The organism is Buchnera aphidicola (Mindarus keteleerifoliae) (assembly GCF_039392895.1).
Classification (GTDB): Bacteria; Pseudomonadota; Gammaproteobacteria; order Enterobacterales; family Enterobacteriaceae; genus Buchnera_A; species Buchnera_A aphidicola_A.
Map to the genome: position 1 here is coordinate 419,531 of NZ_CP135027.1, position 17,692 is coordinate 437,222.

Sequence of the window (17,692 nt, forward strand, 5' to 3'; positions counted from 1 at the left end):
CTTTTTATTAAAAAATATTAAGCTCTAACACTTTTGAACCTCTTTGATAGTTATACATTTTTTTTTTACTTTCAGGTAAAGAATTAATGTCCGCTAACAAGAATCCTTTTTCCTGAAACCAATGAATACTATAAGTAGTTAATACAAATATTTTTTTTAGATCTAATTTTTTTGCTTCTTTCTGTATTATTTGCAATAACTTTTCTCCTCTAGAAGATTTTCTATAATCTGGATGAACTACTACACAAGCCATTTCCCCTATTTTTTCATCTTGAAAAGGATATAAGGCGGCACATGCTATAGTTAATTCATCTCTTACTATAACAGTAAATTTATCAATTTCAACTTCCAATTGTTCTCTTGACCTCCTTACTAATATTTTTTTTTCTTCCAAAGGACGAATTAATTTCAAAATTCCACCTATATCGTTAATAGTTGCTTTCCTAATTTTTTCAGAGGATTCCATGACTATTTGAGTTCCTATTCCATCTCTCGAAAATAATTCTTGAAGTAAGGATCCATTTTTTTTATAACTAATCAAATGACATCTCCTGACTCCTTCGGTACAAGACTTTATAGAAGATTTTAAAAAACGAATAATAGATGCAGAAAAAGAACACTTTCTTTTTATCGAAATCATCTTTTTTACTTCACTAGGAAATAACTCTGAAAAAAATTTTCCATTTTTATTAATGATTCCTTGAGAACTTGAAAATCCTATTACTTTTTCCGCTTTTAACTTCACCGAAATTTCTGCTGCTATTTCTTCAGAAATTAAATTGAAACTTTCTCCAGTGATAGATACAGATATTGGACCTATTAAAACAATAGATCGATTTTCCAATTGAGATTTGATATATTCTTTGTTAATTTTTCTAACTCGTCCGGTATGACAATAATCAACACCATTATCAACTCCCAACGGTTGAGAAATGACAAAATTACCACTAACTACATTGATATTAGCCCCTTGAGAAGGAGTATTGGTTAAACTCATCGAAAGTAACGCTGTTATATCTAATTGTAATTTTCCGATCTCTTCTTTAATTAATTTTAATACTTCTGCATTTGTTACTAAAATATCTTTGTGGTAAAAAAAGTCAATATTGTTACTAATTAAACGTTTTTTAATTTGAGGAGTAGCATCATATACTACGACTAATCGAATTCCTAAGCTATGCAATAATCCTATATCATTAATTATATGAATAAAATTTTTATGTTTAATTGCTTCTCCTGATAATAAAATTACAAATATTTTTCCTCTATGAGCATTAATATAGGGAACACTATGTCTAAATTCTTCTACTAAATTAATAATGGGATTTTTGTGCATTATTAAATCCTGAGCATATATCTACATTTTAAATATAAACGTACATAAAAAAAATATTACTTTAACTATTAATAAATGAGAAAAATAGTAATTTACTACTAAATAAAACAGGATTTTTAATTAAGTTTAAAATTTTTTTAATATTTAAAAGAGAAAAAATGTTAGAAATAACATTTCTATGTATTTTTGGTTGCGGGAGTTGGATTTGAACCAACGACCTTCGGGTTATGAGCCCGACGAGCTACCAAACTGCTCCACCCCGCTTTATTGATATATACAATATACATGAAAAAAAATAAAAAAACAATATATTTGAATTAAAAATATTTAAAATAAAATTATTAAATTTTAGATAAGATTTAAATCTTTATCTTTTTTATTTTTTAAAACATAAAGAATACTTTTAATTATAAATTAATTATATGAAATTAATGTTTTATTTTAAAAAAATATTAAAAAATTAATACTTTTATATTGTATAAAAAATAATATAATAAATATCAACAAATTTTTTTATATCTATAGGATGTTATATGAACATACTAAATTCAAAAATTATTTCTAAAAGTGCAATTTTTGCTATAATTATTTCTAGATTTAACAATTTTATCAATGATCATCTATTAAACGGAACTATTGACACCTTAACTAGAATAGGACAAGTGAAAAAAGAAAATATTTTTATATTTTACGTACCTGGAACTTATGAAATACCAATTATTGCAAAAATTCTATGTGAAAAAAAAAAATATGATGCCATAATTACATTGGGGACTATCATAAAAGGGAAAACTCCTCACTATAAATCTATCGTAAATCCTATTTTTTCAAATTTATCCAATATTAGTATTAAAAATAAAATTCCTATTTTATTAGGAATATTAATTACAAATACAGTTGAACAAGCAATCGAAAGAGCTGGGACTAAATTAGGAAATAAAGGATCAGAAACTGCATATGCTGCTTTAGAAATGATAAATCTTATCAAAAAAATAAAATAATAATTTTAAAAATTATTCAATAATACTGAAATTTCTTAGATGACCTCAATAAACAAAAAAATATGATAATTAACGAATTTGAAATCATAAATAATTATTTTAATCATTTTAAAAAAAAAGATAAATATATAATGAAAGGAATAGGAGATGATTGTGCAATTTTAAAAATACCAAAAAATAAATTTTTATCTGTTAGTACAGATACTTTAGTTGAAGGAATTCATTTTTTAAAAACAATAAATCCTATAGATCTAAGCTACAAAGCATTAGCTGTAAATCTAAGTGATTTAGCAGCTATGGGAGCTGATCCTAAATGGTTAACTCTTTCCATCACGATGCCTTATATAAATCTAAAATGGATAAAATACTTCAGCAAAAATTTTATTAAATTAATTTATAAAAACAAAATGAAACTCATTGGAGGAGATACTACTAAAGGACCTTTAAGTATTACAATTAGTGCATATGGTTTAATTCCAAAAGGAAAAGCACTATTTAGAAACGGAGCTAAAGTTGGAGATTTAATTTACGTCACTGGAACATTAGGAAATAGTGCTGCTGGATTAGAATTATTAACTAAGAAAATTTCAATTACTGATAAAAAAATTTACAATTTTCTGATAAAAAAACATTTAAGACCTGTACCTAGAATTTTACAAGGAAAAATTTTAAGAAATATTGCTACTTCAGCAATTGATATTTCAGACGGATTGATTATGGATTTAAACCATATTTTAAACGCTAGTAAATGTGGTGCTACCCTAAATTTAGATAATTTTCCTATATCAAAAAAATTAAAAAATAATTTTTTTAAAAAAAAATGGATAAATTGGGCTTTATATTGTGGAGAAGATTATGAACTATGTTTTACAATACCTAAAAAACAAAAAAAAAAGTTAGATGAACTAATGAAATTTAGTGACGTACCCTATACTCATATAGGAAATATTACTCCTTTTAAAAAAGGATATCAATTATTAGAATTTAAAAAACCTATAAAACTCAAAAAAATAGGTTTTAATCATTTTTTTTAAAAAAATACAAAAATGTTATTATAATAAGAGATACTAAATGAAAGATATTTTTTATATGAAAAAAGCTATTGAAATAGCCAAACTAGGAAAGTTTACTACTTATCCTAATCCAAATGTAGGTTGTATTATTGTAAAAAATTCAAAAATTGTAGGAAAAGGATGGCACAAAAAATATGGAAAACATCATGCTGAAATATATGCTATAAATATGGCAAAAGAACACGCAAGGGGATCCACTGCCTACGTCACTCTTGAACCTTGTTGTCATTATGGAAATACTCCACCTTGCTGTAAAGCAATCTTTTTAGCTGGCATATCTAAAGTGGTAATAGCTACAAAAGATCCGAATCCTAAAGTTAACGGTTCGGGTATTCTTTGGTTAAAAAAAAATGGGATTTCTGTAAAAGAAGGTGTTTTAGAAAATGAAGCGAAATGCATAAATAAAGGATTTTTTAAAAGAATGCAACAAGGAATTCCTTGGATTCGATTAAAATTAGCAATGTCTATCGATGGAAGATCCTCTCTTCAAAACGGAAAAAGTAAATGGATTACTTGTAAAAAATCTCGAATAGACGTTCAGTATTTTAGAGCAAAAAGTGATGCCATTTTAAGTACAAGTAATACTATACTCAAAGATAATCCTTCGTTAAATGTAAGGTACAACGAATTGAATTATAAAAAATTAAAATCTTATAATATAGATAAAAAAAGACAACCTGTTAGAATAATTATTGACAGTAAAAATAAATTAACACCTTTTAACAAATTTATAAATACCAAAGGAAAAATTTTTTTAATTCGAGTAAAATACGATAATTTTATTTGGCCAAAACATGTTCGTCAACTACTGATTCCATTTTCCAAAAAAAGAATAAACTTAAATCACTTATTTTTAACTTTAGGAAAATTGAAAATTAATAATGTATGGATCGAATCTGGACCAACTCTTTCAGGTTCATTACTTAAAATGAAATTATTTGATGAACTAATTATTTATATAGCCCCTAAATTATTTGGTCATTACTCAAAACCTCTATGTTTTTTAGAAAAATATTCGGAAATTTCAAAAACACCTAAGTTTTTTTTTTCTAACATTCAAAAAATTGATTCGGATATACGAATTACATTAAAAAAAAAACAATAACATTATTAACTTAAACGTTTTTTAAATAAAAAATATAATATATAAAATATATTTCTATAATAAGAAAAAAAATGAATCCTATAACTAGAAGAAAAGCAAGAGAATGTGCTGTACAAGCCATTTATTCTTGGCAATTATCAAACAATAATATAATTGATATAAAAAACGAATTTCTAAAGAAAATAACTAAAAAAGAAATAGATATAATTTATTTTTGTCAATTAATAATAGGAATTACAGACCACTACAAATTTTTAGATAAATTTATAAAACCTTACATATCAAAAAAAATAAAAAAATTAGATCCAATTGAAAAAGCGGTTCTTCGACTTTCTTTATACGAATTGATCAAAAGAAAAGATATTCCTTATAAAGTAGCAATAAATGAAGGAATAGAACTTGCAAAATTATTTGGGGCTAAAAAAAGTCATAAATTTGTTAATGGAGTATTAGATAAAGTAGTTTCTAAATTAAAAAAATCTTAAAAAAACTCATTTTTAACTATCTATCCTAAATTTAAAATGGAAAATTAATAAAAATAATCTATTACACTAATTTAATTAGTGTAATAAAATTTATATTTCATATAAAACTTAATTTAACCAAGTTTCTATTCTTTCTTGAATTCCTTTTGAATCTAACTTTATTTTTTTTTTAATTTCGTTTTGACTACCGTGAGATACAAACTTATCAGGTAAACCTATGTTCAAAACAGAAACATTTATTTTATTTAACATTAGCAATTCATTTACACTACTTCCTGCTCCTCCTGATACAATTCCTTCTTCTACGGTTATTAAAAAATTATAATTTTTAGCTAATAACAAAATTAAACTAATATCTAAAGGCTTTATAAATCTCATATCTACTAAAGTAAAATTTAATCTTTTACTTACCTTTTCAACAGATGAAAATAAAGAACCAAAATTTAAAATAGCAGCTTTTTTTCCAATTCTTTTAATTAATGCTTTACCAATTTTTATAGTTTCTGATGAATAAATAATATCGTTTTTAAATTCTTTTTTCGGATATCTTATTGCAATTGGTTTATTAAAATGCAAATATCCCGTATTTAGCATTTTTATAAATTCATTTCCATTACTAGGGGCCATAACAATAAAGTTAGGAATACATCTTAAATAAGTTAAATCAAACATTCCTTGATGTGTCTTTCCATCGTGTCCTACAATTCCTGCTCTATCTATTACAAACAAAATTGGTAAATTTTGTATTGAAACATCATGAATAATTTGATCATATGCTCTTTGTAAAAAAGTAGAATAAATAGCTACTATCGGTTTGTATTTTTTAGAAGCTAAACCAGCTGCAAAAGTTACAGCATGTTGTTCTGCAATTCCTACATCAAAATATTGTTTAGGAAACAACTTTGAAAATTTTTCGATTCCTGAACCTACCGACATTGCAGGAGTAATAACTAAAACTTTTTTATCTTTTTTTGCAATTTTACATAACCAGTTTCCAAATATTTTTGAATAAGTAATTTTTTTTTTAATTAAAAAAGAAAAAGTTTTATTTCTTTTATTATTTAAATGAACAAAATGCCATTTTGTCGGATTTCTCTCAGCTGGAAAATATCCATTTCCTTTTTTCGTTGTGATATGAAGTAATTTAATCCCTTTAACAAGTTTCAATTTTTTTAAGAAATTAACTAAAGAAATGATGTTATGTCCATTATGAGGACCATAATATTTGATTCCACATTTACAAATAATTTTATAAAAATCTTTTTTTTTAAATAAACAACTTTTATTTTTATTAGTTAATATTGAAAAAAAATTTTTTAGCATACCTATGCTGTTACTTATAGACATATTATTATCATTTAGAATGATTAAAAAGTCAGAAGAAACACTTGCAGCATGATTAATAGCTTCTAAAGACATACCTCCTGCTATAGCTGCATCTCCAATAATAGATATTGTTTTTCTATTTTTCTTTTCCTTATGAGCAGCTACTGCCATTCCTAAACCAGCACTAATAGTTGTCGAAGAATGTCCTGTTCCAAAGCTATCATATTTACTTTCTTTACAAGATGGAAATGGATGTAACCCATTTTTTTTTCCAATAGTAAATATATCTTTAAATCGTCCGGTTAAAATTTTATGAGAATAAGATTGATGTCCTACATCCCATAATAAATTGTCAAAAGGAGTATTATACATATAATGAATTGCTATAGTGAGTTCGATTGTTCCTAAGTTAGATGAAAAATGTCCTCCTATTTCATTAATATTATTTATTAAATAAGATCGTAATTCAGTGCATAATATTGGCAACTTTTTAATCGACAATAATCTCAGTTTTTGAACAGAATTTACTGAAAATAAAGTTGGATAATTTTTTACAAAATAATTCATATTAATACTCTATTTTAAAATAATTTAATTTTATTTAATAATATATCTAATTAGTTAGTGTATTAAAATATTAATATACGAACTATTAATCTTTACTTGTCTCTCATAGTTTTGTTATAATAATTAGATATAATTACTAATAATTTCATTATATCTTTATGTTGATTAAGAAAATAAAAAAAAAATTATTGTCCCATTGATACTGCTATCTTAGATATACGTTCATATTCAGAGCACGTAGAAGAACCTATAAACATATCTAATATGAAAATATACTGGATACCATTTTATAAATTAGATAAAAATTTTAAAAATTTAAATCAAAAAATAACTTGGTTACTTTACTGCAAAAAAGGAATTATGAGTAAATTACAAAAAATTTACTTAGAAGAAAAAGGATTTAAAAATGTAAAATTACTGCATTAATACTTTTTATTATACTTATATTTTTTAAAAAAATAAAAAGAAAAAAATAACCAGAAAACATTTATATAAACATTGATTAAAAAGGGAGAAATAAAATAATTCAATTGAAACCAAGCAGTTATGATTCCTCCTAATGATGATCCTAACGATTGAAAAGTATAATAAATTGATAAAATAGTTCCTTTGTAACTATTATTTGATTCTTGATTAATTAATGATGGTAAACAAGAAGAAAAAGTTATAAATGAAATGAAAAAAAGTTGAATAGCTACTAAAATTAGTTTTTTATTTTTAATGAAATTAAAAAAAATAACATTTGAGATTATTAAAAAAATAATAAGCAAAATAAAAATTTCAACTAAAAAACTATTTCTTTTAAAAAAATTGATTAAAAAACCACATAAAAACATAGAAAAAACTACTATTATAATATAAGTTTCAAACTGAAAAAAAGGAATAAAATTTAAAATTTTCATTTTTTTAGGTAATTCTAAAAAAATTGATGTCAAAGTAAAATAAAGAAAAAAGGTCCCTAAATTTAAAAAAACTAATTTAAAATTAAACAAAATAGAAAAAAAACTTTTTTTTTTAATTTTCATTCTCTTTTTTAAAACATCAGATTTTTTAAATTTTTTTAAAAAAAATAAAATTACTATAATATATAATATAGTAATAAAAAGTATTATCAAAAATAATAAATTTATATTTATGTATAAAAATATTATAGGAGAAAAAATAAAAGCAATAAAAAAAGAAAAAATAACAGTAAATCCAACAAACATCATAGATTTTGAAAAGTTTTTAGTTTGAACTATATCAGAAAGTAAAGTTATTAAAATAGAAGAAATAGCTCCTGATCCTTGTAAAGATCTTCCAATAATTACATCCCAAATTGAATCTGTTAACACTAAAAAAACATTTCCTAAAGAAAACAAAAATAACCCTACTATTAATATTATTGTTCTTCCAAATTTATCTGATAATAATCCGAATATTATTTGAAAAATAGATTGAGTTACTCCGTAGCTACCTATTGCTAAACCAATTAAAAAAATATTACTATCTTCATACTTTAATCCCTGTAAACCAAAAGAAGTTGTCAAAATAGATAGTGAAAATATTCTTAAAAAAAATAATATACATACAAAAACAGTAATCTTAATTTCTTGAATGTTCATTTGTTTACATTTTTTATAATTTTAAAAAAATTGGATGTTAAAAACATCATTTATTAGAAATTTTTTTATATAAAAAAATTAATAATTTTATATGAATTGTTATATATTGATAATATAAATCTTGACTAAAAGCACATTTCTTTTATATATATATAAAATACTTTATTTAAAAACTATTTTTAAAAATATGAAAAAAAATTTAGAAAATATATTTAATTATGAAGGATACCTATTAAATTACAAAAATTGGAATAAAGAAATAGCAATTAATATTGCTACTAAAGAATCTATTAAAATAACAAAAAAACATTGGGAAATTATTTTTTTTATAAGAAAATTTTATTTAAAATATAAAATAACACCCTCAATCAGGATGTTAATAAAAACCATAAATAAAAAGAAAAAAATAAATATTGACAGTCAATATTTATTTATTTTGTTTCCTAAGGGACCTGCTAAACAAGCTAGTAAAATAGCTGGAATCCCTAAATCTAATAATTGTCTATAATATTTAATAATTTTAACTTACATAAAATACAGATATTAGTAAACTAAAAAAAAATATTACAAAAATAGAAAATATGAACATAATTTTTGACCATAAAAAAGCATTAATATAATTAATAGTCATGAATCCAAAAAATAACCATATTCCACTAATTATAATAATGCCAAGAAAATAAAAAAAATTAGTAATATTTATAAAATATAAAAGAACAGAAAAAAAAATAAAAATAATAATAGACATTAATATATTATATTGCGTTTTTCGAATTCCTTTAATTACAGAAAAAATAGGTACGCCTGCTAACCGATATTCATCAACCCTAAAAATTGAAATTGAATAAAAATGGGCAACTTGCCAAAATAAAAAAATTAAAAATAAAATTAAAGAGCATAAATTTATTTTTTTTTCGATAATAGAGTATCCAATTATTGGAGGTAAAGAACCAGAAAAACCACCAATAATGGTTGAATAAATAGAATTTGGTTTTGCAATTTGACTATATAAAACAACGTATATTAAAAATCCTACGACATTAAGAAATAATACTAATATGTTCGCAAAAAAAAATAAATATAGCAATCCAATTAATAATAAAAATGTTCCATAAAAAAAAGCGAACTTAATAGATATTTTTTTTTTTGCCAATACTCTATTGTTTGTTCTTTTCATTTTTTGATCGATATTTCTATCAATAATATTATTAAACACACATCCAGAAGCTATGATTAAAAAAGTACCAATCAAAACATTAAATAATAAAAAAACATTAATATTTCCCCTAGAAGCTAAAAAAAAACCTCCTGCTACAACTATCAAATTACCAAATATAATCCTCGGTTTAATAAGTTCTAAACATTTCTTAAAAATTAAAAAATTCATTTTTAATTATCCATTAAATGATGATTTAAATTTAACATAATCCAAATTGATCCGAATAAAATAATAAAAATAATCAATAAAGAAAAAATAATAGATATTAAATACCATGGATTCTTCTTAGAAAACTCTAATTTAAAAAAATATCTAAAATGTACTAAAATTTGAAAAATTGCAAAGATGGAAATCAAAAAAAAAGTGCTAAATTTAGAAAAAATATTAAATATTGTTATAAAAAAAGAAAAAATAGTTAAAATTATAGATAGAAAAAATCCTATTCCATAAATATATATTTCTTTAAAAAACTTTTTTTTTTTATCAGAATTTGATTCTTTCATACTAATTTTCCCAATAAATAAACAAAAGTAAATATACAAATCCATATTACATCAAGAAAATGCCAAAAAAAACCTAAACACTTAACTTGAGTTATAGTTTTTTTAATTAAACCCATTTTTTTAATATTAATTATTAATATTAACATCCAAATTAAACCAGAAAAAATATGTATTCCATGAGTTCCTACTAAAACGAAAAAAGAAGATAAAAATGCACTATTTTTTGGAGTATAACCTTTTAAAACTAATGAATATAATTCAAAAAATTCTAAAGTGATGAAAGAAAATCCAAGCAAAAAAGTAATTACTAAGAAAAAAAACAAATATTTTTTTTTATTATAATTAACTAAAATATTAGCTATTCCATAAGTGATAGAACTGCACAATAAAAAAAAAGTTTCCCAAGCAACAGTCTCTGTATTAAAAAAACTTTTTTCAATCCAAGAATAAGAAACACTATTTGTCATTACTGCATATACTGAAAAAATTGTTGCAAATAAAATACAATCACTAATTAAATATAACCAAAATCCAAACACTACTTTTTCATTAACATCTTGTTTTTTAGATATATTTATTTTTTTATTAAAGTTATTAATTAACATTTTTATAAACCTAATTTTATATCATTTTTTTTTATATTAATTATAGTTTTATAATTTTTTTTATAACTATCATTAATCCATATTGAAATAATAATTAAAAATGATAATAATCCCAACCACCAAATATGCCATACTAAAGAAAATCCTAATAAAATAGAGAAAAAAGAAATTATTACTCCTAGATTAGTATTACTAGGAAGAACAATATTTTTTTGATGCAACATATTAATATTTTCAAAACAACTATTTTTTTTAATTCTCCAAAAATCATCTCTTTCTTTAACTTCAGGAAAAGTTAAAAAATTATATGCAGGAGGAGGGGATGATATAGACCATTCCAAAGTTCTTCCATCCCAAGGATCACCAGTTAAATCAGCATATTTTTTTCTTAAAATAATCGATTTTATTAACTGTACTATTTGACAAATAATACCAATAGCGATCAAAAATGTACCTAAAGTAGAAATTAACAAAAAAGGATGAAATTCATGTTCTATATTTTGACTTAAACGTCTAGTCATACCTATTATTCCTAAATAATATAAAGGCATAAAAGCTAAAAAAAATCCAGAAATCCAAAAATAAAATGCTTTTTTACCCCAATATTCATCTAAAGTAAATCCAAATAATTTAGGAAACCAATAAGTAATACCTGAAAAACAACCAAATACCACTCCACCAATAATTACATTATGAAAGTGAGCTACTAAAAATAAACTATTATGCAAAACAAAATTAATACTAGGTATAGATAACAATACCCCGCTCATACCTCCTATAGAAAAGGTAATTAAGAATCCAATAGCCCATAACATAGAAGAATGCAATTGAATTCTACCTTGATACATAGTAAATAACCAATTAAAAATTTTAACTCCTGTCGGAATTGCTATGATCATAGTTGCAATGCCAAAAAAACTATTTATATTTGCACCAGATCCCATAGTAAAAAAATGGTGTAACCAAACAATAAAAGATAAAATTGTAATAGCTATAGTTGCCCAAACTAATGAAGTATATCCAAATAACGTTTTTTTGGAAAAGGTTGGAACAACTTCTGAAAAAATACCAAATGCTGGAAGAATTAAAATATATACTTCCGGATGTCCCCAAATCCAAATTAAATTAATATACATCATCGGATTTCCACCAAAAGTATTTGTAAAAAAATGAAATCCTAAATATCTATCTAATGCTAATAAAAATAGAACTGTTGTTAATACTGGAAAAGCAAAAATAATTAATATATTAGTACAAAGAGATGTCCATGTAAAAATAGGCATTTTAAACATATCCATACCAACTGTTCTCATTTTTAAAATTGTTACTAAAAAATTGATACCAGTTAATGTTGTACCTATCCCAGCAATTTGTAAACTCCAAATCCAATAATCAACTCCAACTCCAGGAGTATATTGAACTTCTGATAAAGGAGGATATGCTAACCATCCTGTTCGAGCAAATTCGCCAATTCCTAAAGAAATATTCAATAACATAGCTCCAGAAAAAGTTAACCAAAAACTTATGTTATTAAGTTTTGGAAAAGCTACGTCTCGAGCACCAATTTGTAAAGGAACAACTAAATTCATTAATCCTATAACTAAAGGCATAGCGACAAAAAAAATCATAATAACGCCATGTGCAGTAAATATTTGATCATAATGATAGGAAGGCAAAAACCCTTGTTTTCCTGAAGAAGCTAACAATTGCTGTAATCTCATCATAAGAGCATCAGCAAACCCTCTAAATAACATTACAAACGATAAAACTATATACATTACTGCTATTTTTTTATGATCTACTGTACAGCACCATTCCTTCCATAAAATTGTCCATTTTTTAAAATAAGTAATTAAAAAAAATACAAATAAGCTTATTAATGCGACTGATAAACAAGTAAATCGAATAATTGGTTCGTCATACGGTATGTCAGATAAAGTTAATTTTCCAAACATTTTTTTATCTCTTAAAATAAATAAAATTAATCTTTCTTGTAACTATTATTAATATAATTGTTAGGTTTCAAATAACAATTTTGAATTGACTCTTTGAAAATATTCTGATTTATTCCAGAAAAATACTTTATTTTATAACTTTCACTCGGTTTAAAAATTTTTTTAATATTTTTATTATTATTTAAAGATATTCCTTTACTTTTTATTTCTTTTATCCATGAAATAAAAGAAAAGTTATCTTCTTGTACCAAAACCGTAAATTTCATATTAGAAAAATTTTTTCCACTATAATTAGATGAAATACCATTATATTTTCCTGAATTGTTTCCCATTAAATTTAAAGTAGTAGACATACAAGGCATTGCATAAATTTGACTTCCAAGAGAAGGAATGAAAAAAGAATTCATTACTGAATTAGAAGTTATTCTAAATTGAATTGGAACATTTTTTGGAAAAGATATTTCATTAATAGTTGCTATATCGTATTTTGGATAAATAAACAACCATCTCCAATCTAAAGCAATAACATCTATTTTTATTGGCTTATTTTTAGAAATTAAAAGTCTACTAGGTTCTAATTTATGCGTTGTTTTATATGCTATTATTGATAAACAAAAAATAATTAATACTGGTATTATCCATACTAATAATTCTATATTTCTGGAATAATTCCAATTTGGAGTATATTTAGAATTAACATTCGATTTTTTGTACTTAATAACAAACCATAAAGTCATGAAAATAACAGGGATAACTACGATCAACATCATTCCTAAAGAAAATAACATTATTTTTTTTTGATTTTCTGCTATTTCTCCTTTAGGTTCTAATAAAGAAGCATGACAAAAATTAAGAAATAACATCATTATTACTAACATTATTATAATAATACTTTTTTTAATTGAAGATTTCATTTTAAAAACCTTAAAAATAATGATTTTTATTATTAATAATAAAATATATTTTTTATGTAAAAAATATATTTTTTAAATTCTATCATTATACTTAATTCATTCACATAAAATATTTAAATATTAAACTCTTAATTATAAAAAATAGTTTCCAATTTTTTTATAAAACAATAAAAAATATTTTTATATAAACTATAATTTAGAATTTATTTCTTTCTTAAAAGAAGATAGAAACAATATTCTTGTTTTATAAAATTTTAAATAATATAATAATTTTGAACAAATTCCTATTTAAAAGATATTTTAAAAAACCACACAGTAAAATCTTTTATTTTTTTTGTAAAAATTTTATATATTAATTGTTCATATTTTATATTTTTAACATACAAAAAACTAAAATAATAAAAGAATTAAACTTCATTTTATAAAAAATAGATGTATATTTGTACGTATGATAAAAATTATTATATCAAAGTATGGTAGTTAATATATGCATTTTAAACATTTTTTACTTTCAGTACATAATATCTTAACAACTATGCTTTTAAAAACAAAATTTCTTTTCTATCACTAAATTAAAAAAATATCTTTCGTATTTTTTATAAAAATAAATAACATAAATTATTATTTATAAGGATAGTAAAATACTATGAAAATCAACAAGAATTCAAAAAATTATATAAAAATAATAATTCCATATAATGATATTGAAATGGCTATAGAAAAAGAACTATTAGCTTTTAGCAAAACGGTTAAAATAAATGGTTTTCGAAAAGGTAGAATACCTCTAAAACTAGTTAAAAAAAAATACAAAAATATAGTAGAAGAAAAAGTTTTATTCAAAAAAATGAAAGAAAAATTCCTACACTTTATTTTAGAAAACAAAATAGTACCTATTAAAGAACCAAAATATTATCCTTCTCAATATATAACCGGAAAAGATTTTATCTATTTTGTAGATACTGAAAAATATCCAACAATAAAAATAAAAAAAACTAAATTTGATAATATAAAAAAGATAATTGTTAATTTCGATAAAAATGATACTCAATTTTTCATTGATAATTTCATTGATAACAATAACTGGATTGAAAAAGAAAAAAATATAAATATTGGAGATGAAATTACAATTAAATATGATGTTTTTTTAGAAAACAAAAAAATAAATTTAGATTGTTCTGTTTATCGTTTTTTTGTAGGAAAAAATGAAATTTTAAAAAAAATAGAAAAAAAAATATTTACTTCAAGCAAAAATGAAAAATTTTCTGTGTTTATTAAGATAGATGAAAATTACCCTGAAGAAAAAATTCAAGGAAAAAAAATACAAATAGCTATAAAAATATTATCTATAAAAGGAAAAAAGAAACAAAAAATAGATAAAATTAAGTTAAAATCTATAAACTGGAACGATTCTAAAGAAAACTTTTTAAAAAAAATTAACCAGCAGATGGAGTTAGAAATAAAAAACATAAATTTTATTTATCTAAAGAAACAAATTATTAACAATTTAATTTTAAAAAACCCTATAAAATTACCTTCTATTTGGATTGAACAAGAACTGAAATCTTTAAAAATTTACAATGATTATTTTTTTGAAAAAAATAAAAAAAATTTTTTAATACCTTTACCTTACAATAACATCGTATTGCAATCCAAAAATAGAATAAAAAGTAAATTACTATTAAATAAAATTATTGAAAATAATAAAATCAAAATTAACGATAAAAAATTAAAAATATACAATGAAAAAATAATGAAAAAATATAAAAATTTTTCAAAAAAAGATATAGCAATGAAAAAAAAGAAAATAAAAAATATCTTATTAGAAAATAAAGCAATTGACTTTTTAATTAAACAAGCAAAAACAATAGAGAAAAAATGTTCTTTTAAGAAAGCAATTTATTGTGCTTTAAATATATAAATATAAAAAATATATTTTTTTATATATCAAACATATACTAATTAACTAACTTCAGGAAGTACTTATGTTCTATGATAGTTTTTTATTATCTAAAAAAAGCAAAAAAATAAATTTTTTACCTACAGTGATAGAACAGACAAACAAAGGAGAGAGATCTTATGATATCTATTCTAAATTACTGAAAGAAAGAATTATTTTTGTTACAGGAATAATAGAAGATTATTTGGCTAATTCTGTTATTGCCCAACTCTTATTTTTAGAATCAGAAAATCCAAACAAAGATATCTTTTTATATATTAATTCCCCTGGCGGTATAATTTCTTCAGGAATATCCATTTACGATACCATGCAATTTATTAAACCAAACATTAATACCATCTGTATAGGACAAGCTTGTTCCATGGGTGCATTCTTATTATCTTCAGGTACAAAAGGAAAGAGATTTTCCCTACCTAATTCTAGAATAATGATACACCAACCATTGGGTGGTTACAAAGGACAAGCCTCTGACATTGAAATTCATGCTAATGAAATTATTAAAATAAAAAAGAAATTAAATCAAATTTTTTCTATCCAAACTGGAAAATCGATTAAAAGAATAGAAAAAGATACTGAACGAGATTGTTTTCTTTCTGCTAAGGAAGCATTAAATTACGGATTAATAGATTCAATTTTAAATCATCGATAAAAATTTTGGTTAATATTAAATAAACTTAAATTATTTCTTTTTTATAAAAAAAAATGAATTGAATCATAGGAATATAATTAATGAAAGATAACAATAACATTGAATCTACCAAAAAAATAAATTGTTCTTTTTGCGGGGAAAATCAAAAAGAAACAAAAAAAATAATAGCTGGACCTACAGTATTTATTTGTTTTAAATGCACAAAATTATTTTATAAATTTTTCATAAATGAAGAAAAAAAATATAGTTTTAATTTTTTTAAAAATGAATTATTAACCCCAAAAAAAATTAAATTTCTATTAGATCAACATATCATTGGACAAGAAGAAGCTAAAAAAATACTATCAGTAGCCGTATATAATCATTACAAACTTAAGATTAATACAATTAAGAGAAAAGATATTGAATTTGGAAAAAGCAACATTTTGTTAATTGGTCCTACAGGGAGTGGAAAAACTTTATTAGCTGAAACTTTAGCAAAGATACTTAATGTTCCTTTTGCTATAACAGATGCTACTACTTTAACAGAAGCTGGATATGTAGGAGAAGATGTTGAAAACATTGTTCAAAAACTTTTACAAAATAGTAATTTTAATGTACAAGAAGCTCAATTTGGAATAATTTATATAGATGAAATTGATAAAATATCTAGAAAATCAGATAATCCATCTATAACTAGAGACGTTTCAGGAGAAGGGGTACAACAAGCTTTACTAAAAATTATAGAAGGAACTATAGCTTCAATTCCTCCTAAAGGAGGAAGAAAACATCCTCAAGAAGAATATATTCAAGTAGATACTTCTAAAATTTTATTTATTTGCGGAGGAACTTTTGCAGGATTGGAAAAAATAATTTCTAAAAGAATTCAAACTGGGAAAGGAATAGGTTTTAATGCTATTGTTGAAGAAACTCAAAAAAGTTTCACAAATTCTAATATTTTAAAAAAAATTCAACCTGAAGATTTAATAAAATTTGGATTGATTCCAGAATTCATAGGTCGATTACCTATCCTAACAAGTCTAGATGAATTAAATGAAGAATTATTAATTAAAGTTCTAAAAGAACCTAAAAACGCTTTAATAAAACAATATAAAGCTTTATTTGAATTAGAAAATGTTAAATTAAAATTTGAAAAAGAAGCACTAAAAGAAATAGCAAAACAAGGAATAAAAAGAAAAACAGGTGCTAGAGGTTTAAGATCTATTTTAGAAATGATCTTATTAGAAACAATGTATATTTTGCCCTCGATAAAACATGTAGATAAAGTATTAATAAATCGGAATGTAGTTAAAAAAAAATGTAATCCTGAAATAATTTATAAAAACAAAAAATAATAATTTTTATTCGTTATTAAATCATTTTATTTAATAAATTCAGGTAAACTTAAATGCTT

At 22.6% G+C, this 17,692-nt stretch carries 17 protein-coding genes and 1 tRNA gene; 9 read left to right on the top strand and 9 right to left on the bottom strand.

Annotated features, from left to right (window positions below; genetic code table 11):
• Positions 1-7: 7 nt before the first annotated feature.
• Both argA and RJT62_RS01890 read right to left on the bottom strand, forming a co-directional pair.
• Positions 8-1,336: an amino-acid N-acetyltransferase gene (gene argA, locus RJT62_RS01885; protein ID WP_343153442.1), complete on the bottom strand. Its 1,329-nt coding sequence runs from the start codon at positions 1,334-1,336 to the stop codon at positions 8-10.
• 187 nt (positions 1,337-1,523) lie between these two features.
• Positions 1,524-1,600: transfer RNA gene (locus tag RJT62_RS01890), tRNA-Met, on the bottom strand.
• Positions 1,601-1,869: 269 nt separating this feature from the next.
• Between RJT62_RS01890 and ribH the strand changes: the two genes are divergently transcribed.
• The 4 genes from ribH (at position 1,870) to nusB (ending at position 5,000) form a co-directional block, all read left to right on the top strand.
• A complete protein-coding gene (ribH, locus tag RJT62_RS01895; RefSeq protein WP_343153444.1) occupies positions 1,870-2,337 on the top strand; it encodes a 6,7-dimethyl-8-ribityllumazine synthase in 468 nt (155 codons plus the stop codon).
• Positions 2,338-2,399: 62 nt separating this feature from the next.
• Positions 2,400-3,371 carry a thiamine-phosphate kinase gene (gene thiL, locus RJT62_RS01900; RefSeq protein WP_343153446.1) on the top strand — a complete coding sequence of 324 codons (972 nt, stop codon included), beginning with the start codon at positions 2,400-2,402 and terminating at the stop codon, positions 3,369-3,371.
• Positions 3,372-3,426: 55 nt separating this feature from the next.
• Positions 3,427-4,515, top strand: coding sequence for a bifunctional diaminohydroxyphosphoribosylaminopyrimidine deaminase/5-amino-6-(5-phosphoribosylamino)uracil reductase RibD (gene ribD / locus RJT62_RS01905; protein WP_343153448.1), 1,089 nt, complete (start codon positions 3,427-3,429; stop codon positions 4,513-4,515).
• A 71-nt stretch (positions 4,516-4,586) separates the two neighbouring features.
• Entirely contained in the window at positions 4,587-5,000 is a 414-nt protein-coding gene (gene nusB / locus RJT62_RS01910) for a transcription antitermination factor NusB (protein ID WP_343153450.1), read from the top strand.
• Positions 5,001-5,108: 108 nt separating this feature from the next.
• On the opposite strand, the gene dxs is transcribed toward nusB, so the two are convergent.
• Positions 5,109-6,893, bottom strand: a complete 1,785-nt coding sequence (dxs, locus tag RJT62_RS01915) for a 1-deoxy-D-xylulose-5-phosphate synthase (RefSeq protein WP_343153451.1) — start codon at positions 6,891-6,893, stop codon at positions 5,109-5,111.
• A gap of 207 nt (positions 6,894-7,100) precedes the next feature.
• On the opposite strand from dxs, the gene thiI reads away from it, so the two are divergent.
• Positions 7,101-7,319: a thiazole biosynthesis protein gene (thiI, locus tag RJT62_RS01920; RefSeq protein ID WP_343153968.1), complete on the top strand. Its 219-nt coding sequence runs from the start codon at positions 7,101-7,103 to the stop codon at positions 7,317-7,319.
• Here thiI and RJT62_RS01925 read toward each other — a convergent pair.
• Positions 7,316-8,497, bottom strand: a complete 1,182-nt coding sequence (locus tag RJT62_RS01925) for an MFS transporter (protein ID WP_343153453.1) — start codon at positions 8,495-8,497, stop codon at positions 7,316-7,318. The genes thiI and RJT62_RS01925 overlap by 4 nt on opposite strands.
• Before the next feature lie 187 nt (positions 8,498-8,684).
• On the opposite strand from RJT62_RS01925, the gene RJT62_RS01930 reads away from it, so the two are divergent.
• The gene (locus tag RJT62_RS01930; protein ID WP_343153456.1) at positions 8,685-9,005 is read left to right on the top strand and encodes a TusE/DsrC/DsvC family sulfur relay protein; all 321 of its coding nucleotides are present in this window, start codon (positions 8,685-8,687) and stop codon (positions 9,003-9,005) included.
• Between the two features lie 12 nt (positions 9,006-9,017).
• On the opposite strand, the gene cyoE is transcribed toward RJT62_RS01930, so the two are convergent.
• From cyoE to cyoA, 5 genes are all read right to left on the bottom strand, one after another.
• Positions 9,018-9,884: a heme o synthase gene (gene cyoE / locus RJT62_RS01935; protein WP_343153458.1), complete on the bottom strand. Its 867-nt coding sequence runs from the start codon at positions 9,882-9,884 to the stop codon at positions 9,018-9,020.
• Between the two features lie 2 nt (positions 9,885-9,886).
• Positions 9,887-10,108 (bottom strand): hypothetical protein, encoded by a 222-nt coding sequence (locus RJT62_RS01940; protein ID WP_343153969.1) that lies wholly within the window; start codon positions 10,106-10,108, stop codon positions 9,887-9,889.
• Between the two features lie 107 nt (positions 10,109-10,215).
• Positions 10,216-10,824 (bottom strand): cytochrome c oxidase subunit 3, encoded by a 609-nt coding sequence (locus RJT62_RS01945; RefSeq protein WP_343153460.1) that lies wholly within the window; start codon positions 10,822-10,824, stop codon positions 10,216-10,218.
• A 2-nt stretch (positions 10,825-10,826) separates the two neighbouring features.
• Positions 10,827-12,779, bottom strand: a complete 1,953-nt coding sequence (cyoB, locus tag RJT62_RS01950) for a cytochrome o ubiquinol oxidase subunit I (protein WP_343153462.1) — start codon at positions 12,777-12,779, stop codon at positions 10,827-10,829.
• 26 nt (positions 12,780-12,805) lie between these two features.
• Complete coding sequence (gene cyoA / locus RJT62_RS01955) at positions 12,806-13,693, bottom strand: ubiquinol oxidase subunit II (protein WP_343153464.1); 888 nt, start codon at positions 13,691-13,693, stop codon at positions 12,806-12,808.
• Between the two features lie 646 nt (positions 13,694-14,339).
• Here cyoA and tig point away from each other — a divergent pair.
• The 3 genes from tig (at position 14,340) to clpX (ending at position 17,633) form a co-directional block, all read left to right on the top strand.
• Positions 14,340-15,611, top strand: coding sequence for a trigger factor (gene tig / locus RJT62_RS01960; RefSeq protein ID WP_343153466.1), 1,272 nt, complete (start codon positions 14,340-14,342; stop codon positions 15,609-15,611).
• A gap of 64 nt (positions 15,612-15,675) precedes the next feature.
• A complete protein-coding gene (gene clpP / locus RJT62_RS01965; RefSeq protein ID WP_343153468.1) occupies positions 15,676-16,299 on the top strand; it encodes an ATP-dependent Clp endopeptidase proteolytic subunit ClpP in 624 nt (207 codons plus the stop codon).
• Positions 16,300-16,379: 80 nt separating this feature from the next.
• Positions 16,380-17,633: an ATP-dependent Clp protease ATP-binding subunit ClpX gene (clpX, locus tag RJT62_RS01970; protein ID WP_343153470.1), complete on the top strand. Its 1,254-nt coding sequence runs from the start codon at positions 16,380-16,382 to the stop codon at positions 17,631-17,633.
• The last annotated feature ends 59 nt before the right edge of the window (positions 17,634-17,692 follow it).